Annotated in this window: 26 protein-coding genes; 24 read left to right on the top strand and 2 right to left on the bottom strand. The window is 63.5% G+C overall.

Annotated elements, in window-relative coordinates; all coding sequences use genetic code 11:
- Positions 1-10 precede the first annotated feature (10 nt).
- The 14 genes from E4M07_RS21935 (at position 11) to E4M07_RS21870 (ending at position 13689) form a co-directional block, all read left to right on the top strand.
- Entirely contained in the window at positions 11-334 is a 324-nt protein-coding gene (locus tag E4M07_RS21935) for a hypothetical protein (protein ID WP_136660535.1), read from the top strand.
- A complete protein-coding gene (locus E4M07_RS21930; protein WP_136660534.1) occupies positions 331-1386 on the top strand; it encodes a GTP-binding protein in 1056 nt (351 codons plus the stop codon). Before E4M07_RS21935 ends, E4M07_RS21930 begins: the two co-directional genes overlap by 4 nt.
- The gene (locus tag E4M07_RS21925; RefSeq protein WP_136660533.1) at positions 1379-2749 is read left to right on the top strand and encodes an amidase; all 1371 of its coding nucleotides are present in this window, start codon (positions 1379-1381) and stop codon (positions 2747-2749) included. The genes E4M07_RS21930 and E4M07_RS21925 overlap by 8 nt, the downstream gene beginning before the upstream one ends.
- 179 nt (positions 2750-2928) lie before the next feature.
- On the top strand, positions 2929-3744 hold the full coding sequence (locus E4M07_RS21920; protein WP_246660554.1) for a GntR family transcriptional regulator: 816 nt from the start codon (positions 2929-2931) through the stop codon (positions 3742-3744).
- A 1-nt stretch (position 3745) separates the two neighbouring features.
- Positions 3746-4780, top strand: coding sequence for a BMP family ABC transporter substrate-binding protein (locus E4M07_RS21915; protein WP_136660531.1), 1035 nt, complete (start codon positions 3746-3748; stop codon positions 4778-4780).
- Between the two features lie 60 nt (positions 4781-4840).
- On the top strand, positions 4841-6427 hold the full coding sequence (locus E4M07_RS21910) for an ABC transporter ATP-binding protein (RefSeq protein WP_136660530.1): 1587 nt from the start codon (positions 4841-4843) through the stop codon (positions 6425-6427).
- Positions 6420-7484, top strand: coding sequence for an ABC transporter permease (locus tag E4M07_RS21905; RefSeq protein WP_136660529.1), 1065 nt, complete (start codon positions 6420-6422; stop codon positions 7482-7484). Before E4M07_RS21910 ends, E4M07_RS21905 begins: the two co-directional genes overlap by 8 nt.
- The gene (locus E4M07_RS21900) at positions 7481-8380 is read left to right on the top strand and encodes an ABC transporter permease (RefSeq protein WP_246660549.1); all 900 of its coding nucleotides are present in this window, start codon (positions 7481-7483) and stop codon (positions 8378-8380) included. The genes E4M07_RS21905 and E4M07_RS21900 overlap by 4 nt, the downstream gene beginning before the upstream one ends.
- The gene (locus E4M07_RS21895; RefSeq protein ID WP_136660528.1) at positions 8377-8931 is read left to right on the top strand and encodes an isochorismatase family cysteine hydrolase; all 555 of its coding nucleotides are present in this window, start codon (positions 8377-8379) and stop codon (positions 8929-8931) included. Before E4M07_RS21900 ends, E4M07_RS21895 begins: the two co-directional genes overlap by 4 nt.
- Complete coding sequence (locus E4M07_RS21890) at positions 8928-9773, top strand: PfkB family carbohydrate kinase (protein ID WP_136660527.1); 846 nt, start codon at positions 8928-8930, stop codon at positions 9771-9773. Before E4M07_RS21895 ends, E4M07_RS21890 begins: the two co-directional genes overlap by 4 nt.
- Positions 9770-10507, top strand: coding sequence for a nucleoside phosphorylase (locus E4M07_RS21885; RefSeq protein WP_136660526.1), 738 nt, complete (start codon positions 9770-9772; stop codon positions 10505-10507). Before E4M07_RS21890 ends, E4M07_RS21885 begins: the two co-directional genes overlap by 4 nt.
- Positions 10508-10537: 30 nt before the next feature.
- On the top strand, positions 10538-11305 hold the full coding sequence (locus E4M07_RS21880; protein WP_136660525.1) for an SIS domain-containing protein: 768 nt from the start codon (positions 10538-10540) through the stop codon (positions 11303-11305).
- 12 nt (positions 11306-11317) lie between these two features.
- Entirely contained in the window at positions 11318-12763 is a 1446-nt protein-coding gene (locus E4M07_RS21875) for an aldehyde dehydrogenase family protein (RefSeq protein ID WP_136660524.1), read from the top strand.
- 146 nt (positions 12764-12909) lie between these two features.
- Positions 12910-13689, top strand: coding sequence for an IclR family transcriptional regulator (locus E4M07_RS21870; RefSeq protein ID WP_169054339.1), 780 nt, complete (start codon positions 12910-12912; stop codon positions 13687-13689).
- Positions 13690-13692: 3 nt separating this feature from the next.
- Here the strand turns inward: E4M07_RS21870 and E4M07_RS21865 are convergent, their stop codons facing one another.
- Together E4M07_RS21865 and E4M07_RS21860 are read right to left on the bottom strand one after the other, a co-directional pair.
- Entirely contained in the window at positions 13693-14757 is a 1065-nt protein-coding gene (locus tag E4M07_RS21865) for a Gfo/Idh/MocA family oxidoreductase (protein WP_136660522.1), read from the bottom strand.
- A complete protein-coding gene (locus E4M07_RS21860) occupies positions 14754-15206 on the bottom strand; it encodes a MaoC/PaaZ C-terminal domain-containing protein (protein ID WP_136660589.1) in 453 nt (150 codons plus the stop codon). The genes E4M07_RS21865 and E4M07_RS21860 overlap by 4 nt, the downstream gene beginning before the upstream one ends.
- A 131-nt stretch (positions 15207-15337) precedes the next feature.
- On the opposite strand from E4M07_RS21860, the gene E4M07_RS21855 reads away from it, so the two are divergent.
- The 10 genes from E4M07_RS21855 to E4M07_RS21810 all read left to right on the top strand — a co-directional run bounded on the left by E4M07_RS21855 (position 15338) and on the right by E4M07_RS21810 (position 24663).
- Positions 15338-15913 carry a MaoC family dehydratase gene (locus E4M07_RS21855; RefSeq protein WP_136660521.1) on the top strand — a complete coding sequence of 192 codons (576 nt, stop codon included), beginning with the start codon at positions 15338-15340 and terminating at the stop codon, positions 15911-15913.
- Positions 15906-17045: an ABC transporter substrate-binding protein gene (locus E4M07_RS21850; protein WP_136660520.1), complete on the top strand. Its 1140-nt coding sequence runs from the start codon at positions 15906-15908 to the stop codon at positions 17043-17045. Before E4M07_RS21855 ends, E4M07_RS21850 begins: the two co-directional genes overlap by 8 nt.
- A complete protein-coding gene (locus E4M07_RS21845) occupies positions 17042-18262 on the top strand; it encodes a CaiB/BaiF CoA-transferase family protein (RefSeq protein WP_206057343.1) in 1221 nt (406 codons plus the stop codon). Before E4M07_RS21850 ends, E4M07_RS21845 begins: the two co-directional genes overlap by 4 nt.
- Before the next feature lie 32 nt (positions 18263-18294).
- Positions 18295-19626 carry a sugar ABC transporter substrate-binding protein gene (locus E4M07_RS21840; RefSeq protein ID WP_136660519.1) on the top strand — a complete coding sequence of 444 codons (1332 nt, stop codon included), beginning with the start codon at positions 18295-18297 and terminating at the stop codon, positions 19624-19626.
- Between the two features lie 70 nt (positions 19627-19696).
- Complete coding sequence (locus tag E4M07_RS21835; RefSeq protein WP_136660518.1) at positions 19697-20620, top strand: sugar ABC transporter permease; 924 nt, start codon at positions 19697-19699, stop codon at positions 20618-20620.
- Positions 20620-21477 (top strand): carbohydrate ABC transporter permease, encoded by an 858-nt coding sequence (locus E4M07_RS21830; RefSeq protein WP_136660517.1) that lies wholly within the window; start codon positions 20620-20622, stop codon positions 21475-21477. Before E4M07_RS21835 ends, E4M07_RS21830 begins: the two co-directional genes overlap by 1 nt.
- 3 nt (positions 21478-21480) lie before the next feature.
- Positions 21481-22575 (top strand): sn-glycerol-3-phosphate ABC transporter ATP-binding protein UgpC, encoded by a 1095-nt coding sequence (gene ugpC, locus E4M07_RS21825; protein WP_136660516.1) that lies wholly within the window; start codon positions 21481-21483, stop codon positions 22573-22575.
- The gene (locus E4M07_RS21820) at positions 22575-23687 is read left to right on the top strand and encodes a mandelate racemase/muconate lactonizing enzyme family protein (protein ID WP_136660515.1); all 1113 of its coding nucleotides are present in this window, start codon (positions 22575-22577) and stop codon (positions 23685-23687) included. The genes ugpC and E4M07_RS21820 overlap by 1 nt, the downstream gene beginning before the upstream one ends.
- Positions 23688-23690: 3 nt before the next feature.
- Entirely contained in the window at positions 23691-24020 is a 330-nt protein-coding gene (locus E4M07_RS21815; protein WP_136660514.1) for an L-rhamnose mutarotase, read from the top strand.
- Positions 24013-24663: an RraA family protein gene (locus tag E4M07_RS21810; RefSeq protein WP_136660513.1), complete on the top strand. Its 651-nt coding sequence runs from the start codon at positions 24013-24015 to the stop codon at positions 24661-24663. The genes E4M07_RS21815 and E4M07_RS21810 overlap by 8 nt, the downstream gene beginning before the upstream one ends.

Genomic DNA, 24663 nt, shown 5'->3' with positions numbered 1-24663 from the left:
GAGTTTTCCAATGTGCGGCCTTTGCGGATTGCTTGGCATTGTTCACTGGGCGGAAATCTCGGCGCACCGGCAGGCGTTCGGCGGCGACGGAACGCCGACGCCGCGCTCCGAGCGCATCGAGCGAACCAGGCTCGTCAACGCGGCGCTGCGGCCGCGCCGCATGAAGGTCGGCGATTTCCAGGCGACGAGCTACGTCGTCTCGTCGCCGACCGGCCGGCAGGAGGTGGTCGACGACCTTCAGGCGGTCTGGTCGGCAGTCGAGCGTCTTTCCGGCAGGCCGATCGACCCGCTGGACGAAGGCTATCTTCGGGATCTTGCAAGGGTGCCGGCATGATTCCGGTCAACGTGATCACCGGCTTCCTCGGATCCGGAAAGACAACGCTTCTGAACGAAGTGTTGCGGCGTCCCGAGTTTTCCGACGCGGCGGTGATCGTCAACGAATTCGGGGAGATCGGGCTCGATCACATCCTGCTCGAGGAGGTGGACGAGGGCGTTCTGCTGCTTGAGAACGGATGTGTGTGCTGCACCATCCGCTCCGACCTTCAGGAAACGATCCGCGGCCTGCAGGCAAAGGTTTCGTCCGGCGCCATCGAACCGTTTTCCAGGGTTTTTGTTGAAACCACGGGACTGGCCGATCCGGCGCCGATCGTCTCGACGGTCCTTGCCGAGCCGGTCATCCGCAACCACTTTCGCATCGGAAACGTCGTTTGCACCATCGATGCGGTTGCCGGCCTCAACACCTTGCGCAACCAGCCCGAAGCGCTCAAGCAGGTCGCCGTGGCGGATCGCCTTTTGCTGACCAAGTCAGACCTGGCCGACAGGCGTCGGATGGCTGCGCTGGAAGCCGAGGTCAGGCGGTGCAATCCGTTCGCGCCGCTGCGCAGGAGCGGCGGCCGCGCTTTTGACGCGTCTTTTCTGTTCGAGCGCAGCGTTGCCGAGGAAGACACCCGTGAACAGGAGGTCGCGGGCTGGTTCGCAGACGAGGCGCACGGCGCGACGCACCAGCACGACCACGGCCATCACTCGGGCACGGCCCATGCTTTTACGATCGATTTGTCGGAAAGTATCAACTGGACGGCCTTCGGGATCTGGCTGACCGCCGTCCTGCACGCCCACGGCGAGAAGATCCTCAGGGTCAAGGGCATATTGAACGTGCGCGAAAGCGAGACGCCTGTGGTCATACACGGCGTGCAGCACGTTGTGCATCCGCCGCTCCATCTGAAGAGCTGGCCCGACGGCAGCCGGAGATCGCGGCTGGTCTTCATTACGCGGGGCGTCGAGGAAAGCCGCATCCGCCGTTCGCTGGACACTTTTCTCAATATCGCGGAGCCGGTCGCTTTCGACCGCGAGCATCCGGTCATGCACGGAGCCGAATGCCATGGTTGATCTCGACGAACTGTCATCCCGTTCCGCATCGGCCGTCGGCCGGGCGCTGGCGGCTGGTGAGGCGAGCCCCGTGGACCTGACCCGGCATCTTCTCGCGAAGGCCGAAGCCGATAAATCGGGCAACGTGTTCATCCTGATCACCCATGAGCGCGCCCTCGCCGAGGCGAGGGCATCGGAAAAAAGACTGTCGGCGGGCCAGCCGCTTTCGCCGCTGGATGGCGTGCCCATCGCGTGGAAGGATCTCGTCGACCTTGCCGGGCACAGGACCACCGCGGCATCGAACATCTTCAGGGGAAGCGATCCGGCCCACATGGATGCGCCGGTTGCCGCCAATGCCACGTCGGCGGGCATGGTCACGCTCGGCAAGGTCAACCTGACCGAGTTCGCCTATTCCGGGCTCGGGCTCAATCCCCATTACGGAACGCCCCACAATCCGCACAGCAACGGAACGCCCCGTGTTCCGGGCGGTTCCTCGTCCGGCTCGGCCGTCGCGGTCGCTGCCGGTTACGTTCCCTGCTCGATCGGCACCGACACCGGCGGCTCCATCCGCATCCCGGCCGCGTTCAACGGCATTGTCGGTTTCAAGCCGAGTGAGCGACGCATCAGCAAGAAAGGTGTCTTTCCGCTTTCCCGAACGCTCGACACCGTCGGGCCGCTCGCCCGCTCGGTGGAGGACTGCGTGCTGCTGGATGCGGTGCTTCTGGGTGCCGTTACCACGGGGGTGCGGCGCAGATCGGTCTCCGGGCTCAGGATCTGCGTGCCAGAGGCCGTCATCCTCGACGATCTTGATCCCGACGTGGAGGCCAATTTCCGTGAGAGCATCGGACGGCTGGAGGCGGCGGGAGCGCGCATTGTCCGCGGGCCCTCCGAGATTTTCGCCAGGGCCGCGGAACTGGCTCTCGAGCACGGGACCATCACGGCTGCGGACGCCTACGCGGAGCACCGCCATCTCGTGGACGGCAATTCGGTCAGCCGGATCGACGCCCGTGTCGTGTCCCGCATAATGGGCGGCAAGGCGATGTCCGCGGCCGATGTCATCACGCTTTCGCGGGCGCGCGAGAGCCTCGCCGAAGAGCTGGCCGAATTCGTCGATGGCGGGTTGGTCGCCATGCCGACCACGGCAATGACGGCGCCCGAAATCGAGCCGCTGGAGGCCGACGATGAACTGTTTCACAAGACCAATCTGAAGGTCCTGCGCAACACCTCGATCGGCAATTTCCTGAACATGCCGGGACTGGCGCTGCCCAACGGAACGGACAAGGCGCTGATGCCGACGAGCCTGCTTCTGTGCGCCGTTGGCGGCGCGGACGAACGCCTGCTCAGCCACGGGCTTGAGGTGGAGCGCCTGCTGGGCCGCGCCTGACAACACCGCACGGGCGCTGCGGCATGCGCAGTGTCCGATGGACGAATTTTCTTTGATATCAATTAGATACGAGACCTTTCTGCTATCGTTTGGAGCGCCGCGTTCCGTCCATGCAAAGCGTCGGTGCCGAAAAGTGGGATTCAACTTGACTAGTCAACTGGACATATTAGTCTGTGTCCATGCAGAGACATCTTGCCCAGCCGCGCTACCTCATGCTCGCCGACGATCTGCGAAGCAGGATCGCGCACGGCGCCTTCAAGCCCGGCGACCGCCTGCCGAGTGAAGCCCAGCTCTGTGCCGATCACGGCGTCAGCCGGGGCACGGTCGTGCGCGCCATCGAACAACTCGTCAGCGACGGTATCGTGCACCGTCGTCAGGGTGCCGGCAGTTTCGTTGCACGTCCGTCGCTGCACCGCCGTGCCGGAAACCTGCTGAGCTTCACGGAATCAGCGGCGGGCGAGGGCAAGCAGTCCCAGCAAATGCTGATCGCCCTGGAGGCGGCGTCCGAGGAACAGGTCAGGGAATTCGATTGCGACGGTCCTGCACTTTATCTGTGCCGGCTGCGTTCGCTGGACGGATTGCCTTGCGCCATACACCGGTCGATCGTGCCGGCCCACGTCGCGCGCCGCGTCGGCGCGCTCAACGGCCGAAACGAAGAGGCGTTGAACGACAGCGGGTTCTCCCTTTACCACGCGCTTGACGAGGCCGGTTTCAAGGTCCGCGAGGCCCGCGAACGTGTGACGACCCGGATCGCGAATGCGGAGGAAACGCTGCTTCTCGGCCTCGACGATCCGGCGGCGGTCATGGTCGTTTTCCGCCGCAGCTACGACGGATCGGGGCGGCTGGTCGAGGCCGTGGAGGCCGTCTATCACGGGGAGTACTACACCTACGACATGCGTCTGGTATCGGCACCGAGCGAGGTTGCGGACCATGATGGGCCGAACATCCTCAGCCTCGGCGGACGCGTGTCCAATCCAGTTAACAGGAGGAAATGAGATGTTGAAAGCAACAGCGATCGCCTGCGGATTGGCCGCAATGGGAGTGGGCCTGTCGGTATCGGCGCAGGCCGCCGACGTGGCGCCGGCCGCCCTGATCATAGCCCAGGGCGGTCTCGGCGACGGCTCGTGGAACGACACCGCCAATGCCGGCTTCCAGGCGGGATTGAAAAACACCGGCATCGAGGGACGCCCGATCGAATCGAAGGATGTCGCGGCCCAGGGCGAGGAGATCATGCGCCGCGCCGCCGACGGCGGTTTCGGGCTGGTGATCAGCCTTGAATGGATCCACGGCGAGCCGATGGAAAAACTCGCCGTCGACTATCCGGAGGCCAACTGGGTCATCATGAACCAGACCCGCAAGGGCGACAATGTCGCATCGGTGGTCTTCGGCGAGCATGAGGGCTCGTATCTGGCCGGCGCCTTGGCCGCCCAGGTCACGACCGACGAATCCATCAAGGGGATCAACGGCAAGCCAATCATCGGCGTCATCGGCGGCGTAAAGGCGCCGGGGATCGACAAGTTCATCGTCGGCTATATCCAGGGTGCCAAGGCCATCAATCCCGATATCGAGGTCAAGGTCGCCTATTCCGATTCCTTCGGCGACCCGGCCAAGGGCCAGCAGATGGCCAAGGCCATGTTCGATGAAGGCGCGGACATCGTCTATCAGGTCGCGGGCGGCACCGGTATCGGCATCATCGAGGCCGCCAAGGCCGCCGGCGCCTATGCCATCGGCGTCGACACCGACCAGGACGGCATGGCGCCCGGCAATGTGCTGACCAGCATGATCAAGCGGGTGGATGTCGCCGTGGAAGACATCATCAACAACTACGCCGATGGCAAGTTCCCTGGCGGTGAAGTGATGGATTTCGGACTCGCGCAAAACGGCGTCGCGCTGTCCGACATGAAGCATACCAAGGACATGATCCCGGCCGCCTATGTCGAAAAGGTCGAGGCCATGAAGGCCGAAATCATCGACGGCAAGATCGAAGTCTGGGATGTTTCGACCCAGGGCTATCCGGACTTCTTCCAGTAAGCCTCCCAAGCGCGGTTCGGGGCGGCCTCGGCCGCCCCGTCCGTGTCCGAAAGATGTTCGATGAACGTTGAGAACGCGCTGCCAGAAGATCCGAAAAAGGTCTCCGTGCGGCTTGGCGCCGAAGGGATTTGCAAGCGCTACGGCAGTGTCGAGGCCAACCGCGATGTATCGATCGCCGTCGCGCCCGGCGAAATCCACGCCATTGTCGGTGAGAACGGCGCCGGAAAGTCGACGCTCATGCGCATCCTGCAGGGCATCGAGCAGCCCGACAGCGGCCGCATCGTCGTTGACGACAGGCCGGTCGAACTGACCGGCCCGCAAAGGGCGTTCGCGCTCGGCATCGGCATGGTGCACCAGGAATTCATGCTGGCGCCCGATCTCACGCTGCTTGAAAACCTGGTGCTTGGAGACGAGCCCGTCACACGCACCCTCGGTCCGGCGTCGCCGATCGACTGGCGCGCAGCGCTCGAATCCGGCGAGCGGCTGGCGCGGGAAACAGCGGCCCATGTCGACTGGAGCCGCACGGCCCGCAACACGCCCGTCCATATCCAGCAATTTGTTGAGATCATCCGGCTTTTGAGACGCGGCACGCGCATTCTCATCCTTGATGAGCCGACCGCCGTCCTGGCGCCGCAACAGGTCGATGACCTGTTCGAACTCTTAAAAAGCCTGCGCGACAACGGCACCACCATCCTGTTCATCAGCCACAAGCTGAGAGAAGTGATGGCGCTGGCCGACCGGGTCACCGTCATCCGGCGCGGCGAGGTGCAGTATTGCAGCTTGGTTGCCGACACCGACGCCGGCACGATCGCCGGCCACATGGTCGGCGGGCAGGGCGCCCTTCCGGTAGCCGCCGCGACGCCGGAAACCCGGCACGGTGTTTCGGGAGACGTCGTGATGGAGGTCAGGGGCCTGACCACGCCGGTCGTCGAAAAATCCCATCCGCTGCACGGTGTCGACTTTAACGTCCGCGCCGGCGAGATCGTCGGCCTCGCTGGCGTCAGCGGCAACGGGCAGAACGAACTGGTCGAGTGCCTTGTCGGACTGCGCGCGGTTGACGGCGGCACGGTTTCGTTCGCCGGACAGGACATCACGCATCTGTCCAACCGGCAAAGGCGCACCCTCGGCATGGGCTATGTGAGCGCCGACCGGCGGCACGAGGGCCTGGCGCTGGAAGCATCGGTGGAAGCCAATGTGATCGCCGGCAGCCAGCGCAAGCCGCCGGTGCGCAAGGGCAGCTTCTTCGACCGGGGCGCCATGCGTCGCGTTGCCGAGGAGCGCCTCGCCTTCATCGGCGTGCGCTACGGCGGGCTCGGCGACGCCGCCGGCGACCTTTCCGGCGGCAATCAGCAGCGGCTGGTCTTTGCGCGGGAAATCGCTTCCAAGCCCGGCCTTCTGATTGTCTCGCAGCCGACCCGGGGCGTCGATCTTGTGGGCATTGCCGCCATCCACGGCATTCTGTCCGAGTTTCGCGCCTCCGGCGGATCGGTGCTGCTGGTTTCGGAAGAACTCGATGAAATCCTGTCCCTGTCGGATCGCATTCTTGTGATGGCGGACGGGGCGATCGTCGGCGAGACAAGTGCCGCGGATGCCGATATCGGCCGGATCGGAAGGCTGATGGTGATGCAGGGAGCGGGCGATGGCTGAAGAGGCAAGCATCCGGCGACCGCTTTTCGAGGGCTGGCTCGACAGGGGCGTCGGCCTCGCCTTTCCCTTCCTCGTGGCCCTTGTGGTGGCCGCGTTCGTGCTGTTGCTCATCGGTGAGAACCCGATCGACGTCTTCGCGCTGATGTTCGCCGAATCCTTCGGCACGCAGCGGCGCATCGCGGCGACGCTGTCCGCCGCCACGCCGCTGCTCTTCACCGGGGTCGCCACCGCGATCTGTTTCCGTTCCGGCGTCTTCAATGTGGGTGTTGAGGGCGCATTCGTCGTTGGCGGACTTTGCGCCGCGTTCATCGGCTTCACCCTTCCGGCTGCGCTGGGCCCCACGCTCATACCGCTCGCATTCGGCTTTGCCGCCATCGTCTCGGCGATCTGGCTCTATGTTCCGGGCTTCCTGCTGGCGCGCTACGAGGTCGACGAGGTCGTCTCGACGCTGATGCTGAACTTCGTCGCCTTCGGCATCACGGGATACCTCGTTAACGGTCCGCTGCTTTCCGAGATCTCCGGAAACAACGTCACGCCGCTGGTCCACGAGGCGGCGCAGCTGCCGCGGCTGCTGCCGCCATCGACCCTGCACGCGGGCTTTCTGGTCGGCATTTTGGTCGTTGTCCTTTACGGCATATGGGCACGCCGGACGCCTTCGGGTTTCGAGGCCGCGCTGGTCGGCCAGAGCAAGCGTTTTTCGAGTGCCGTCGGCATTTCAATACCGGCGACCATCATCTTGGTGATGGTACTTTCGGGCGTCATTTCCGGCCTCGGTGGCGGATCCCACGCGCTTGGCCAGCTGCACCGGTTTGCCGACGGCTTTTCGCCCGGTTACGGCTTCACCGGGATGGCGGTCGCGCTGCTCGGCCGCAACAACGCCGTCGGGATCTTCCTCGGCGCGGTGCTGTTCGGCGCGCTGGCCTCTGCCGGCACCACCGTCCAGCTCTTCTCCGATATCCCCCTTGATATCGTCAACATCATCGAAGGCACAGTGATGATCTTCGCGGTTGTCGAACTCGGCCGGATCAGCCTCTCGCGGTGGAGGGCGCGCCGATGATCATCGACCAGGTCATTGCCGCGTCGCTGACGCTGACGACACCCATCCTGCTCGCGGCGATGGGCGGCCTGGTCAATCGCCAGGGCGGCATCGTCAATATCGCGCTCGATGCCAAGATGCTCGCCGGCGCCTTCGTCGCGGTCATCGTCTCTTCGATGACCGGCGGCTGGTTCTTTGCCGTCGTCGCGGCCGCTGTCGCGGGCGCCGTCATCGGCTATCTGTTCTCCCTGGTGATCACCCGGGCCAACGCCAACATGATCGTCGCCGGGCTCGGCCTGAATGTTCTGGTCGCCGGCCTGATCGGTTTCGTGCTCAACTGGGTCTACGATTCCAGCGGCACGCTGCGGCTTCCCGACGTGCAGCTGCTGCCGAAATTCCTGCCTGATTCCGTGTCGTCGATTCCGCTGTTCGGACTTGCGCTGTCGGAGCTGGAGCCGCTGACCGTTTTTGCCTGGCTGACCGTCTTCGCGCTGCCGTTTTTGCTGGCGAACACGCGCATCGGCCTTTGGGTGCGCGCCACCGGCAACGCGCCGCAAGTGGCCCGTGCGATGGGCATATCGGGCCGCAATGTGCAGGATTTTTCAACCGCGTTCGCCGGTTTCTTCTCCGGACTCGGCGGCGCCCACCTGGCGTTGGCCTCCATCGGCCTGTTCAATGAGGGGCTGACGGCGGGCCGCGGCTTTATCGCGCTGGCAGCATTCTATTTCGGCCGCGACCGGCCGATCGCGACCGCCTTGGTGTGCCTGCTGTTCGGTTTCCTCGACGCCACCCAGATCCGCATGCAGACGGCGGGTCTGCCGCCGAAGCTCATCGGCACGATACCCTATCTCATGGTACTCGTCGCACTGTGTATCGCAGGATGGCGCAATCATCGCAGAAAGGCTGTGGCCCCATGAAGTCGGCACTCATCGTAATCGACATGCAGAACTCCTTCCTGCACCCGGACGGCGAGAATTATTATCCGGCGGCCGCCGATGTGACAGGCAACGTCAAGCGTCTCATCGCCGCTGCCGGAGCCTCGCGCACACCGGTCGTGCATGTTGCCGACCGGCACCGCGACGGTTTTGAGGATTTCGAGCAGAAGCGGCTGCCGCGCCACTGCGTGAGCGGCGGTTTCAACGCCGCGTATTTCGACGGATTCGGCCCGACCGGAAAGCGCCATGAAATCGAGATCGTCAAACGGCGCTTCAGTGCCTTCTTCGCAACCGAGCTGGCGCTGTTTCTCAATGAGCAGGCGGTGGAGCAGGTGGTGCTGTGCGGGGTGAAGACCAATGTCTGCGTCCGGGCGACCGCGCAGGATGCCTTTGCCAACGGTTTTGAGGTCTGCGTCGTCAAGGACGCGACAAATTCGAACCGGGACCACCTTGCGAAAGCGTCGTTGGAGGACATGGAGCGCTATATGGGCCGTCTGGTCTCAACGGACGAGGCGGTGGAGATGCTGTCATGACCATGCTGGCGGTCACCGGCTATGCCAGCCTCGACTACCCGGTCGGCCTTGCCGGACAGATCGGCGGCGATCAGACGACGCTGATCGACCACCGCGACCCGGCTGCCTGGCCGCGCATCGGCGGATGTCCCGCCTATATGGCGCTGGCGGTGGCCGGAAGAAGCGGGCCCGTTTTGCCCGTCACCTGGGTCGGCACCGGTGCCGAGAGCGAGCATTATGTCGAGACGCTGGACAATGCCGGCGCGGACACACGCGGGATCGCCCGACTGCCGTCGCCACGTGCGCCGACGGCGATCCTTGCCTATCAGGATGACGGCACCTGCGCCTGCCTGTTCGATCCGGTGTTTGCCGGCGACGAGGAACTGACCGAGGCCCAGCGCGGTCTCATCGGGTCGGCGACCCATCTGTGCATCTCGGTCGGGCCGCCGCACCTGACGCGGGAGATACTCGCGTGCCGGAACAGGGATGCCCGGCTTTACTGGGTGGTCAAGAACGATGCGCGCTGCTTCACCCCCGATATCTGCGCGCAGATCTCGGACATCGCCGACGTCATATTCTGCAACAGTTCGGAGCGCGGCCTCGTCTGGGACGTAGGGCGCGACACACTCATCGTCGAGACGCGCGGGCCGGACGGGATTACCGTCGAACGCAACGGCCAGGTGCAATCGCTGAAGGTGGTGCCGCTGCCCGTCCGCGACACGACCGGCGCGGGCGACACGCTGGCCGGCGGGTTCGTGGCCGCCGAAATGGCGGGGACAACGGATCCGCGCGCAGCGGTGCAGATCGGCCTCGATATGGCGCGAAAGATGCTGAAACGGCGGCTGGAAAGGCAAATCCCATGAAGAAGGCCTGGTACCTCGGATATTCGGCCGATGATGTAGGCGACCGCGCCGTGCTGATCGGCGACCCGGACCGGGTGGACCGCATCGCGAAACTGCTGGAGGCGCCGCGGTTCCTGCCCGTGTCGCGCGGGCTCAAATCCGTCACCGGAAGTTTCCGGGGCAGGGCCCTGACGGTTGCCGCCTTCGGCATGGGCGCACCGATCGCCACGATCGTGCTGCACGAACTTGCCGATCTCGGTATCAGGCGGTTCCTGAGGATCGGAACGGCCATGTATTTTCCGCCGGCGCGTGGCGGCGATTTCGTCATCAGCAGCGCCGCCCTCGGCTTCGACGGCACATCCCCGTCCTATCTTGCAGGCGATGCACCCTATCCGGCGGACGCCGGCCTGATCGATGCCCTTCACGGGGCCGCGAAGGCAGCCGGGCAAAATGTGCGGGACGGCATTTATGCCACCTACGACGCGTTTTACCGCGACATGTTCGGCATAGACGCGGCCGGCCGTGAACGCGCCGCCGCCAACAAGGAACTGCTCAAGAAAAGGGGTGTCCTGGCGGTCGACATGGAAACGTCGGGACTGCTGGCCGCCGCCGCCGCGCTCGATGTCGCCTGCGCCACGCTGTGCCTCGGAACGGTGGACGCGCTGACGCAGGAAAAACTGGATCCCGAGGCGCTCGCACGCGGCGAAGGGCAATTGTTTGAAATCGCGCTGAACGGGCTGTGCGCGCTTGAATAAATGTGTGCCGGCTTGGCATGGAGGACGATGATGGGCAGCATTTCATCTGACTATTTCGGCACCGTGATTGAACGGCTGCAGAAGGTCGCGGATACGCAAGGCCCGGCCATCGAGGCCGCTGCCGAAATCTGCGCCGAGGCGATCATGAACGACAAGCTGGTCTTTACCTTCGGCACCGGCCACGGCTCCTTTGCGGCGATGGAGATGTTCCCGCGCACCGGAACGGTCACCGGTTTCCGGCCGATCGTCGAAAGCACGATGATCTCGTTCCACCGCGTGCTGGGCGATGGCGGGGCACGGCAGTACAGGTTCATCCACGGGCGCGAGGGCTATGGCGATGCGATCCTGTCCTCGCATCAGCTCGATCCCGGCGATGCCATGCTGATCTTCTCCCATTCCGGCCTCAATGCGGTGACGCTCGACATCGCGGTCGGGGCCAAGGCGCACGGCATGAAGCTCATCGGCGTGACCTCCGTGCCGCATTCCTCGTCGACGCCGTCGCGCCACTCCTGCGGCAAGCGGCTGTTCGAGCTGGCGGATGTCGTGATCGACACCGGCGTGCCGATGGGTGACGCCGGCATTTCCATCGATGGCCTGAAATACCGGGTCGGCGCGACGTCCACCTCGATCGCCATCGCCGTCGGACAGGCGATCAATGCCGCAACCGCCGAGATCATGGTCAAACGGGGCTGCGAGCCTTTCGTCATGGTCAGTCCCAACACGGCCGAGAAGGCCGAGGCGGACCAACAGAACGACCGCAATTACGCGGAGCTCTGGCGACGCCTGAAAATGCGCTAGGACGCTTTCATCATGGATCGTGGTTTGTTCATCGACGGCGCATGGCGCTTTCCCGAGGCCCTGGAGCGTTTCGACATAACCGATCCGGCCTCAGGGGAACCGGTTGGCTCGACGCTTCTAGCCGATGCGGAAACCGTCGACTACGCCGTCGCCGCGGCCGAGACGGCGGCTCCTGTCATGGCAGGACTACGGGCCGAGGAACGGGCCGCCATTCTTGAAAGGGCCGCAGACCTCATCGAAACGCGTGTCGAGGATATGGCGGTGCTCCTGACCCGCGAGCAGGGCAAGCCGGTTGCGGACAACCGCAAGGAAATTCTGTTCGGCGCGAAGGTGCTTCGCTACTATGCGGCCGAGGCGCTGCGCATCGGCGGTTCGCTGCGGCCGGCCATGGCAGCGGAGATCAAGAACATCGTCTCGTATCACCCCGTCGGCGTGGCCGCGGCGATCGTTCCGTGGAACTACCCGGTCGACCTCTATTGCTGGAAGGCGGGTCCCGCCATCGCTGCCGGTTGTCCGCTTATCGTCAAGTCGCCGCCCGAGACGCCGCTGGCGATCGGCATGCTGGTCGACTGTCTCAACGAGGCCGGGGTGCCGGACGGTGCGCTCGCCGATCTGCCCGGGCACGGACCGGTCGCCGGCGCGGCCCTTGCCCGCCATCCAAGGGTTCGCGTCATCTCTGCGACCGCGTCGATACCCGCCGGCCAGGACATCATGCGCAATGCAGCCGGGAACCTGAAGAAACTGTGCCTGGAACTGGGTGGCAACGCGCCGCTCGTCGTCATGGCGGACGCCGATCTCGAGGCGGCGGCCCGGGCCGCGCACCGGCGCGCCTTCTCCAACATGGGACAGATCTGCATCACCGTGAACCGCATCCTGGTGGACCGGCGCGTGCACAATGAATTCGTCGCGATCCTTGCGGATCTCGCCGAGGGCACGCAGCTCGGCCACGGTGTCGATGCGGGGGTCGAATACGGGCCGGTCCTCAACCAGTCCGTCATCGCCCGTGTGGAAGCGCATCAGCGCGACGCCGTCGACAAGGGCGCGCGGCTTGCTGCTGGAGGCAAGCGCCCGGCCGGCGAGACCTATGACAGCGGTTTCTTCTATAGGCCCACGGTCATCGACGATGCGCCGGCCGACAGCCTGCCGATGACGAGCGAGACCTACGGCCCGCTGGCCGCCGTTGCCGCGTTCGACACGGATGCGCAGATGATCGCCATGGCCAACAGCCTCGAATACGGGCTGGCGGCCTATCTCTACGGCGCGGACCTTGAACGGCTCTGGGGCGTTGCCGACCGGCTGGAGTTCGGCGGCGTCGGCATAAATGTCAACGATGTCAGCGAGCTGCAGGCGCCGTTCGGCGGCTGGAAGATGAGCGGCATCGGCCGTGAACTCGGCCCCGAGGGACTGGACGCCTATCTCGAGCCGAAACTCGTCAAGATGCGCGTGCGGCGTGCCTGACGGCCGCTGAACGTGTGACAGGGCCACCATCTTCGCCGTCGCGCCGGATTGGCTGTTTCGCGATGCGTATCCCTTGATCCTGCCGGAGTTAGCCTAGACAATAGCGACTCAGACAAACGGGTATGCATGCCGGCACGGACGCAGCAATGGATAAGGCCGTCAAAAAACAGAACTATTCGGCTCCGGCACTGGAGAAGGGGCTCGATATCATCGAGCTTTTGTCGGACCAGGAGACGGGGCTCAGCCAATCGGAAATCGCCCGTGCGCTCGGCCGTTCGGTGAGCGAGATCTTCCGCATGCTGGTCGTCCTGATGGAGCGAGGCTACGTTGCGCAGGAGCCGCTCAGCGACCGCTACGTGCTGACGACATTCCTGTTTGAGATCTCCCACCGCATCCCGAAAATCCGGCGCCTTACGGCCTTTGCGGGCCCGTTGATGCGGGCGATGGTCAATACCGTCAAGCAGTCTTCCCATCTGGCGATTCTGACGTCCGACAGCGTGCTGGTCGTCGGCCAGGTGGATTCGCCCGGCAACAACAATATGACCGTGCGCCTCGGTGCCAAGATCGATCTCTGGTCGGCATCGTCCGGGCGGGTCATCCTGGCCTATCTTCCCGCGGAGGAGGTGGACGAGTATTTCAGCGCCGTTCCGCTGCCGGCCGGCATGAGCGAAAAAGTGGTGCGCGGGGATCTGAAGAAGATAAACGAGCAGGGACACGAGGTGCGCGACAGCTTCGTCGTGCGCGGTGTCGTCAACGTTTCGGCGCCGGTGATCGACCATTCCGGCCGTGCCGTTGCGGCGCTGACGATCCCGCATATCGAGAAATACCACGACACGCTGACTTTCGAGGACTGCCGCCAGGAACTGGTCCGCACGGCGGCGGAACTCACGAAGAGCCTCGGCGGCGGGGCGTTCGTTCCCGAATAGTGGTCAATCGAGCAGCAGCGGTGTCGGCGCCGCCTGCGTGGCCTGGAAACAGGCCTCGACAAGCGCCATTGTCTCGTAGGCGTCCTCGACCGAAGCGAACAGCGCGCTGTCTTCACCCGCGTCGAAGCGCTGCACGTTGCGCATGGTGCCCATGAACGCATCGATGAACCAGCTTCCCTCGAGCGGCACCTGCTGCCAGTCGCCGCCGTTGGGGCAGTACCAGAACTCGTCCTCCTCGCCGTTCGGATAGTCGAAACAGACGCCGAGCTTGACCATCAGGGTCCCCTCGGTTCCCTCGATGCGGAACCAGGCCGACTGGAACTTGCGGCCGCCCTGGTGGTTATGGTTGATCGACATCAGGCCGCGCAGCCTGTCGCCGTAATCGAGGATGACGGAGGTTCGGGTCTGGGCAAAATCCTCGGCCCGCGGATCGCCGATGCTGCGGGCAAAGACGCCCTGTGGATTGCCGGCCAGGGCGCGGATCGTGTCGAGATAGTGGATGGAATGCACGGCGATTTCCACCCGTTCCATCGGAATGAGAAACGGGAACAGTGTCCACGGCGTGAAGATGTTCAGATGGACCTCGATCTCCAGCAGGTCGCCGATCAGCCCTTTGCGGATCGCATCCCTCGCGGCCATCATCATCGGCGAAAAGCGCAATTGGAAATTGATCGCGGCCTTGAGTTGCCTGTCGCGGCAGATCTGCCGGATAGCGCGCGCCTGGTCCTGATCGGCGCCCATGGGCTTTTGGATGAGCACCGCCGCGCCGTCGGGAAGCCCGGGCAGGATGTCGGCGATCACGTGGGGCGGCGTTGCGATGTCGTAGACCGCATTCGTGCCGTTGGCCGCCACGGCGTCCGACAAGGTGGCGTAAACGGCCGGAATGGCGTAGTCGCTTGCGAGCGCTTCGGCCCGGGCCGGATCGACATCCGTAACGCCGCTGACCGACAGTCCGGCCTTGGCGTAGGCGGGCAGGTGGGCATCGCGGATGATGCCGCCTGCGCCGATGATGACGATCGGCTTCGGCGCCGACGGGGCCGGCCAGGACTGGTTCAACTCGGCGATCATTTGTCATCCTCCCGCTTTTCCACGAGCAAAACATGCTCGCAGTACATTACCGTCGTTCCATCCTGCTTTCTGGTTTCGCAGACTTCCACCACTTTGCCATATCCCGGACGTTTCGGATCGTCGGTTTTGGAGCCGATCGACACCGTGGTCCGGATCGTATCGCCGGCATAGACAGGCGTTGGAAAGCGCAGGCGCTCGTACCCGTAGGTGAAGGCACGCGGATTGATCTGCGTTGCCGTCAGGCCGATGCCGATGGCGAAGGTCATTGTCCCGTGCGCCACGCGCTGGCCGAAGGGTTGTGTCTTGCAGAATTCGGCATCCATGTGATGCGGAAAGAAATCGCCGCTGTGTCCGGCATGGAAGACGATATCGGCCTCGGTGATCGTCCGCGCAAACGTCGTCCTTGAGTCACCGACGGCGTAGTCTTCAAAGTACTGTTCCTTTTCCATTTTTCCTCCGGTCGGCAGCAACAGGGAAGCGGGATCGCTTGTGAATGGGTATTTTATATATAGAAAAGAGTTTGACAAATAAAATTTATCGTGGATCATAAAGAGACACAACGAAAGACCGGGGAGGGGAAATGGCTGAGATTGGTATTCATGCGCGGGCCCTGCCAGGACTTCCCAAGGACCACTGCGATATCCCGGTCTGGAATGCCGAGAACTGGTACTTCGAGGACTTCGAGGTCGGCGACAAGATCCGCTCGATCCGGCGCACGATCTCCGAAGGCGAGGCGATGCTTTTCAATTCGCTGGTGCTCGACATGCATCCCTATGTCGGCGACCAGGGCTTTGCCGAGAAGGAGGGCGTTTTCGGGAAACGGCTGGTGGCCGGCGCGCAGGTTTTCTCCTACGGGCTGGGCCTGGCCGCGACCAATTGCCTGAACTCGTTTTCCTACGGCTACGACCGGCTCCGCTTCATCGCCCCGGTCTTCATCGGTGACACCATCTACACGATCCGCGAGAACCTCTCGAAAGAGGTCAAGAACGAGGAGATGGGCAAGGTGCGCGTCAGCTACTCGGTCTTCAAGGGCGATGGCGAGATCGTGCTTTACTGCGAACATCTCATGACCGCGCTCTACCGCGATCCGGCGGCCTTTGCCGACGAAGCCGCCAGCCTTGCAGAGAAGAAGAAACAGGTCACCGCCAATGGGTGAGGCAATCCAGCTTCGCGGCATGACCTGGGACCACAGCCGCGGATACGATCCGATGGTTGCGACGTCGCGGGAATTTGCGGCGATGCATCCTGGCGTCTCGATAACCTGGGAAAAGCGCTCGCTTCAGGCATTTGCGGACCGTCCGATCGAAGCGATGGCCGGCGAATACGACTTGATGGTCATCGATCATCCGCATGTGGGCGAGGTCGCCCGTGGCGGAAATCTGCTGGCGCTCGACACGCTCGGCAGGGCAGGGGAACTCGAAGCCCTGGCGGCCCGCTCGGTCGGCGCCTCGCACCGTTCCTACGCGTTCGACGGGCACCAGTGGGCGCTGGCGATCGACGCCGCCACGCCGGTCGCCGCCTATCGATCGGACCAGCTGGGCACGGCGCCGACGCGATGGAACGAGGTTGTGGAACTCGCCCATGGCGGCCGGGTCGCCTTCGCGCTCATTCCGATCAACGCGTTGATGACCTTCTTCGGCCTTGCCCGGAATATGGACTTTGCCGTCGCGGAGGACCCCGATGTTCTCATCGAACGGGAACACGGCGAGCAGGTACTCGAACTGATGCGAGAAATCGTCGGCCTGATGGACCCGCGCTGCCTGTCGCTCGATCCCATCGGCATACTCGAATGGATGGGCCGCACCTCGGACGGGCCGATCTACGCGCCTTTCGGCTACGGCTACACCAATTACAGCCGCCGCGGCTACTGCCGCTTTCCCATCACATTCACGGATGCCCCCGGTATCGGCGACAACGGCCCGCGCGGCACGGTGATCGGCGGTACGGGCATCGCCGTTTCCTCCGTGTCCGCCAACGGAGAAACCGCTGCCGACTACGCGTTCTGGATCGCCGGCGCACAGTGCCAGACCGGCCTTTACTTCGCCTCCGGCGGGCAACCGGCCAACGCGGCTGCCTGGGAGGATGACGGCTGCAATGCAGCCGCCCGCGATTTCTTCCGCAACACCCGCAAGACCCTTGAGGCAGCGTGGCTGCGCCCGCGTTATGACGGCTATATGCGCCTGCAGGATCATGCCGGGGACATCGTTCATGAATGCCTGCGCGGCGATATCGACGTCCGCACCGCGCTCGACCGCCTGCAGGCAGCCTATCTGGAGAGCCGGTCATGAGAGACCTGCCGCAGGCCGACCGGCCGCTCAACGGATTGACCGTGGTCGATTTCAGCCAGTTCCTTTCCGGGCCGGTGTGTTCCCTGAAACTGGCGGACCTGGGTGCCCGTGTCATCAAGGTGGAGCGGCCGGGTGTCGGCGACCTGTGCCGCTACCTCTATCTCACGGATACCGACATCGACGGGGACAACACGCTCTTTCACGCGATCAACCGGAACAAGGAGAGCGTGACGGCGGACCTGCGCAACGAGGACGACCGGCAAAAGCTGGTTGACCTATTGAAATCGGCGGACGTGATGATCCAGAATTTCCGGCCAGGTGTGATCGAGCGGCAGGGTTTCGGCTACGAGGATGTACGCAAGATCAATCCCGCCATAATCTACGGATCGATCTCCGGCTACGGCGAAGACGGCCCCTGGAAGGACCTGCCCGGTCAGGACCTCTTGGCCCAGGCGCGGTCCGGGCTCTTGTGGCTGACCGGCAGCCGCGACGATCCGCCGATGCCCATGGGGCTTGCGGTCGCCGACATGATGGCGGGCAATGCTCTCGCCCAAGGTGTGCTGGCGGCCCTGGTCGGGCGCGGAATAACCGGCAAGGGCGCCAAGGTGGAAACCAGCCTCTTCGAGGCGATGATCGATTTCCAGTTCGAGGTGCTCACCACCCATCTCAACGACGGCAACAGGCCGCCCGAACGCAGCGGCTTCAACGGGGCGCACGCCTATCTCGGCGCACCCTACGGAGTCTACGAAACGGCCGACGGTTATCTCGCCCTAGCCATGACCCCGTCGCTGAAAGCCCTGGCAGAGCTCATCGGTGTCGACGGCCTCGAGCACCACTTCGACGACAAGAATGCGCTCCTGACCCATCGCGACGAGATCAAGAGGTCCATCGCAGAGCGCCTGAAGCTCAAGACGACGGCCGACTGGCTGGCCGTCCTGCAGCCGGCGGACATCTGGTGTTCGGAGGTTCTCGACTGGCGGGACATGCTTGAGAGCGAGGCCTACCGCACGCTCGATCTGGAACAGACCATCCGGCGCAACGCGAGTCTGGAGCTGACTGCGGTGCGCTCACCGATACGCATCAACGCCGCCACCCTGAAATCGCCTGTGGCCGCACCGGTTCTCGGGCAGCACAACGACACGGTCTTCGAGGCGGGACCGGTCCTGGCGGACAGCGAAACCGGCGGCGGCAGAACGTCCGCCGGAAAACAAAACTGACGGGTTCAAACGATCGTACCAAGGAGGAAACGATGACAAAGGCAGGATTGAAACTACTGGCCGCGGCCACGGCTCTACCGTTGCTGATGGCCGGCGCCGTCAACGCCGAGGATATCGATTACGGCAATTTCGACGGCTACACGCTGCGCGTCAAGCTGATCGGCGGCGCCCAGTACGAGCCGCTCTACGCCGAGATCGAGAAGTGGGAGGAAATGACCGGTGCCAAGGTCGATGTCCTGTCGCGCAAGAACCACTTCGAACTCGACCGCGAGATCAAGCAGGACATAGCCGCCGGAACGCTCGACTGGTGCGTCGGCTCCAATCACCCCAGCTTCGCGCCGCAATACGGAACCATCTATATCGACCTCAACGGTGTTATTCCGAAGGAGACGCTTTCCGAGTTCCAGGAGCTTGCGCTGGCAAACTCGACCGTCGACGGGCGCCTCGTGCAACTGCCGCGGCATTCGGACATCTCCAATCTCTACTACAAGAAGTCTCTCTATGCGGACCAGGGCAACAAGGACCGCTTCAAGGAGAAACACGGCTACGATCTCGCGCCGCCCGAGACCTGGGAACAGTTCAAGGACCAGGCCATTTTCTTCGCCAACGCGCCGGAATTCTTCGGCACGCAATATGTCGGCAAGGACGAGGCGATCACCGGCCGCTTCTATGAGTTGCTGATCGCGGAAGGCGGCCAGCTCTTCGACGAGAACTGGAACCCGACCTTCAACTCCGAAGCGGGCGTGCGCGCGGTCCAGTGGTTCAAGGACCTTTATGACGCAAAGGCCGTGCCGGCCGGTGTCCTCAACTATCTCTGGGACGACACGGGGCTGGGTTTTGCATCGGGCACCGTCGCGCTCAATCTCGATTGGGCGGGCTGGGCCTCCTTCTTCAACGATCCGGCGAATTCCAAGGTCGCCGGGGATATCGGCCTGGTGCGGGCGCCGGTCGGATCCGGAGGCAAGCGCAGCGGATGGTCCGGCAGCCACACGTTCTCGATCACCGAGACCTGCGACAACAAGGAAGCCGCGGCCTCATTCGTTTCTTTCCTGACCTCGCATGAGCGGCAGATGATCGAAGCCCGCAAGGGCCTGCTGCCGACCCGCGGGAAGGTCTGGGAGGAGGCCATTGCTGAGTTCGACGGAGCCGGCAACGACTTCATGGTGACGGTCTTCGAGACCTACTCGCAATCGATGTCGGAAGACGCCTTCACACCGCCGCTCATTCCCCAGTGGATCGAAGTGTCGAACGAAGTCTGGCCGCGCCTGCAGGCCGCCATCCTCGGTGAGATGTCACCGCAGGAAGCACTCGACGAAGCCGCTGAATCGGCGCGTGAGATTATGGAAGATGCGGGCTATCTTTAATGTCCTCCCAGTCGGATGGCGGCCTCTCGGCCGCCATTCGGCACCAACCTCCGAGCCGACGGGAAGGACGATGGCAAAGATAGAAAAACGACTTCCCTTCTGGCAGCGCGAGAGTTTCACGCCGTTCGTTCTGCTCTTTCCGGCCATCCTCACGCTTGTGCTGGTCGTTTTGCTGCCGCTGCTCTTTTCACTCTACACAAGCTTTACCGGCTACCGGCTGATCCGACCGGACAGCCTCTATAACTTTGTCGGTTTCCGGAATTACGAGCGCATTTTCACCGATTGGGACTTCTGGGTCGCTTTCGGCCGAACGGTCCTGTTCCTGACCATTGCCCTGAACCTTGAATTCCTGTTCGGCCTCGGCATTGCGCTGCTGATCAACAGGATCACCTGGGGACAGCGCACCCTGCGCACGATCATGATGTTCCCGATGATGTTTTCGCCGATCCTCGTCGGCTACCAGTTCAAGTTCATCTTCAACGACAATATCGGCGTCTTGAACAACGCGCTGCAGTCGCTCGGACTGAGCGACGGCGCCATTCCCTGGCTGGTCGACAAGCACCTGGCCATGGGGTCGATCATCGTCGCCGAGGTGTGGATGAGCACGTCGATCTTCGCCATTCTTCTGCTCGCCGGGCTCTTCGCCATGCCGCGCGACCCGCTCGAGGCGGCCAAGGTCGACGGCTGCAACCCGTGGCAGGTGTTCCGCCATATAACGCTGCCCTTCCTGATGCCGTTCGCCTTCATCGCCATGACGATCCGCTCGCTCGACGTGGCGCGCGCCTATGACATCGTCGATGTCATGACCGGGGGCGGGCCGGCGGGGCGCACCGAACTCTTGTGGACGCTGATCGCCCGCGTCGGCTACGACAACTCGCGCATGGGACAGGCCAATGCCATGGCCTACGTGTCGATCCTGCTGTCGATCGCATTCACCTACTATTTCTTCAGGAAGCTGATCGCCGCGCGCCGCTACATGGGGGGAGCCAACTGATGAGTTCCGCCCTCAAGAAAAGGATCGGCAAGGCCGTTACATGGGCGCTGACGTTCCTGCTCATGCTGATCATCTGCATGCCCGGCCTGTGGGTCGTGCTGACCGGCTTCCGTCCGAACCGCGAGGTTCTCGCCAAGCCGGCAGTCTGGATCCCGGAGGAGCTCAGCCTCAACAATTTCGCCCAGATATTCGGTTTCGGCGCCGAGCAGGTGGCGATACCGGTGCCGGCCTATTTCACCAATTCCCTGATCATCGCGCTGACCAGCACGGCCATCGCCATTCTGATCGGCATGTCCGGCGGCTACGCCTTCGCCCGCTTCCGCTTCCGCTTCAAGGACGGCATTTTCCTCGGCCTGATGCTGTCGCGCACGGTGCCGGGCATCGCCCTGTCGCTGCCGGTCTTCATGATCTGGAGCCGGATCGGGCTCATCGACACCAAGCCGGGGCTGATCATCGTCTATGTAGCGCTCAACATCCCGTTCACGATCTGGCTGATCGACGGCTTTTTCCGCCAGATCCCCAAGGAAATGTCGGAGGCCGCACAGGTCGACGGCTGCACGCGCTGGCAGGCTTTCTGGAAGATCGAATTCCCCCTGGCGCGCTCCGGCATCGCCTCCGCCGCGATCTTCGCATTCCTCACCTCGTGGAACGAATATGCACTTGCAAGTCAGCTGACCCGTTCGACGGACAGCAAGACGCTGCCGGTCGGCCTGATGGATTTCACCGCGCAGTTCACGATCGACTGGGCCGGCATGTCGGCAATGGCCGTGATCATCATCGTACCGGCGCTGATCCTGACTTTCATTGTGCAGAAGCATCTCATAAGCGGCCTGACATTCGGCGGCGTGAAGGGATAATTGATGGCTGAAATCAAGCTACAGAACGTTGTCAAGAAATACGGCCAGCTCGAGGTCGTGCACGGCATCGGCCTCGACATTGCGCACAACGAATTCGTCGTGCTCGTCGGCCCGTCCGGTTGCGGAAAGTCGACCACGTTGCGGATGATCGCGGGCCTTGAGGAGATTTCCGACGGAACGATCTCCATCGGCCCGCAGGTGGTCAACGAGCTGCCGCCGCGCAAGCGCAACATCTCGATGGTGTTCCAGAACTACGCGCTCTACCCGCATATGAGCGTACGGGAGAATCTCGGTTTCGGCCTTAAAATCGCCAAGCAGCCGGAAGCGGTGGTCGCCGACCGGGTCCGCGAAGCCGCCGAGATTCTCGGCCTGGAGGAACTGCTCGAACGCACGCCGGCGGAACTCTCCGGCGGACAGCGCCAGCGCGTTGCCATGGGCCGCGCCATCGTCCGCCACCCCGAGGCCTTCCTGTTCGACGAACCGCTTTCCAATCTCGACGCGAAACTGCGGGTGCAGATGCGCACCGAGATCAAGAAGCTGCACCAGAGGGTCAAGACGACGGTGGTTTACGTCACCCACGACCAGGTCGAGGCGATGACCCTTGCCGATCGTATCGTCGTCATGAAGGACGGCTGGATCGAACAGGTCGGAACCCCCATGGAGGTGTTCAACCATCCGCTCAACACGTTCGTCGCCAGCTTCATCGGATCGCCGCCGATGAACCTCATCGACGCGCAGATCACGGGCGACAAAATCAGGCTGTCCGACGGCACGCACCTGCCGGTCCCCGAGCGGCTGGAAAACCATGTGCGCGAAGGACAGGAGGTCGTTTTCGGCCTGCGCCCCGACGATCTGACGCCCCAGGGGCACGGCATCGCGGAAAACGGCCACAGGGCGTCTGTGGAGCTAACCGTCGAACTTGCCGAACTGCTCGGAACGGAAACGATCCTCTACACCCGCATCAACGGCAGCGAGGTGCTCGGCAAGATGTTCGATCCGCGCGACGTTTCGCCGGGTGAGCGGATGACGTTCAACATCTCCCTCGACAAGGTCCATCTCTTCGACGCGCAGACGCAGAAATCCGTGAGGCTCGGCTGATGGCGCGGATCGAAAGGGCAGAACTAGTCATGGTCGACCTGGCGCCGAAGGTGGTTCGCAAGGATGCGATCCAGACCTTTGTCAGCCAGGAAACGCCGATCCTGACCATCACCGATGCCGACGGGGCCACTGGGACGGGCTATTGCTACACGATCGGCACCGGCGGCGGCGCGGTAATGAGCCTGCTCGGCGAAACCCTGCTGCCCGCGCTGATCGGGCGCGAGGCGGAGGAGATCGAGGCGATCTGGCGCGATCTTCTGTTCCTGACACATGCGACCGCGGTCGGCGCCGTCACGTCGCTCGCTCTCGCAGCCATCGACACGGCGCTGTGGGACCTGCGCTGCAAACGGGCATCGCAACCGCTATGGCGGATGGCCGGCGGTGCACAGCATTCGGTGCCGCTTTATTCGACCGAGGGCGGCTGGCTCCAACTGGCGACCGAAGCGCTGGTGGAGGACGCCATCGCCATGCGCGAGCAGGGTTTCAGTGGCTCCAAGTTCAAGGTCGGCAAACCGTCGGCCGCACAAGATCGCGCGCGCCTGACGGCGGTGCGCGAGGCGGTGGGCGAGGAGTACCGGATACTGACGGATGCCAACCAGTGCTTCTCGTTGTCGGAGGCGATGCGCCGCGCCGACATGCTGGCCGAACTCGATATCGGCTGGTTCGAGGAGCCGTTGCCGGCCGACGATATCGGCGCCCACGCCGCCCTTGCGGGCCGCTCGCGCGTGCCGATCGCCGTCGGCGAGAGCCTCTACTCGGTCAGCCAGTTCAAGGACTATCTGCAACAGGGCGCCTGCTCGATCGTCCAGGTCGATGTCGCACGGGTCGGCGGCATAACGCCCTGGTTGAAGGTGGCCCACCTGGCGGAGGCATACAACGTGTCGGTCTGCCCGCATTTCCTGATGGAACTGCATGTCAGCCTGGTCTGCGCCGTGCCCAATGCACCGATCCTGGAATATATCCCCCAGCTCGACGAGATCACCGTTTCCCGCATCGAGATCAAGGGCGGACGGGCAAGCCCGCCTTCGGCCCCGGGGATCGGGATCGACTGGGACTGGCCGGCGATTGCGGCGATGGCCGCGGGCGAGAAGCGCGTTTACACCGGAGGATAGACGATGCAGAGAATGGGAATGGTCATCGGATTGAACGCCGACCGGATCGACGAGTACAAGCGCCTTCATGCTGCCGTCTGGCCGGAAATCCTCGCAAAGATCAGCGAATGCAACATCACCAACTATTCGATATTCCTGAAGGAGCCGGAAAACCTGCTGTTCGGCTACTGGGAATATACCGGAAGCGATTTCGAGGCCGATGCCGCGCGCATGGCAGCCGATCCGAAGACCCAGGAATGGTGGGACGTGTGCATGCCGTGCCAGGTGCCGCTGGAGACGCGCAAGGACGGTGAATGGTGGGCGATGATGGAGGAAGTGTTCCATCATGACTGACCCGCGCATCGAAAAATACAGGCAGTGCTATACCGGCGTCATCCATGACGTGATGCGGGCGAACGGGCTGCGCAATTTCACGCTGCCGCCGCGCATTGCGCCGCTGCAGCCCGAGATGACGCTGTGCGGTCCCGCCTTCACCATCGAAGGAAGGATGGACGACACCGCGGACCCGCATGAAACCCTGCTGGCGTGGACCGGTTTGCTGTCGAAATGCAGAACCGGTCACATCTGGACGGCACAGCCGAACACCCATCTGGTCGCGCAAATGGGCGAATTGTCGGCCGAAACCCTGCACGGGAAGGGCGTTCTCGGCTGCGTCCTGGACGGTGCGCAGCGCGACGCCAATTTCATTCTGAAGCTCGGCTTCCCCTGTTGGCGCACGCACCACACGCCGCGCGACATCGTCGGCACCTGGCTGCCGAAGGCCATCGATGTGGAGATCATGTTCGACGATGTGCTCATCCGCCCCGGCGACTGGCTGCATGGCGACCGGGACGGCATGGTGCGCATACCGGTCGAGCATCTGGACGAAGTCCTCGAACAGTCCGTCGAAGCGATGCAGACGGAAAACCTCGTCAGGAAGGCAATCCTCGACGGTGTCGATCCCCAGCAGGCCTATCTGCGCCACGGGAAGTTCTGA

This window comes from Nitratireductor sp. XY-223 (genome assembly GCF_004959855.1).
GTDB lineage: Bacteria > Pseudomonadota > Alphaproteobacteria > Rhizobiales > Rhizobiaceae > Hoeflea_A.
This window is presented reverse-complemented; position numbering and strand designations above follow the sequence as displayed.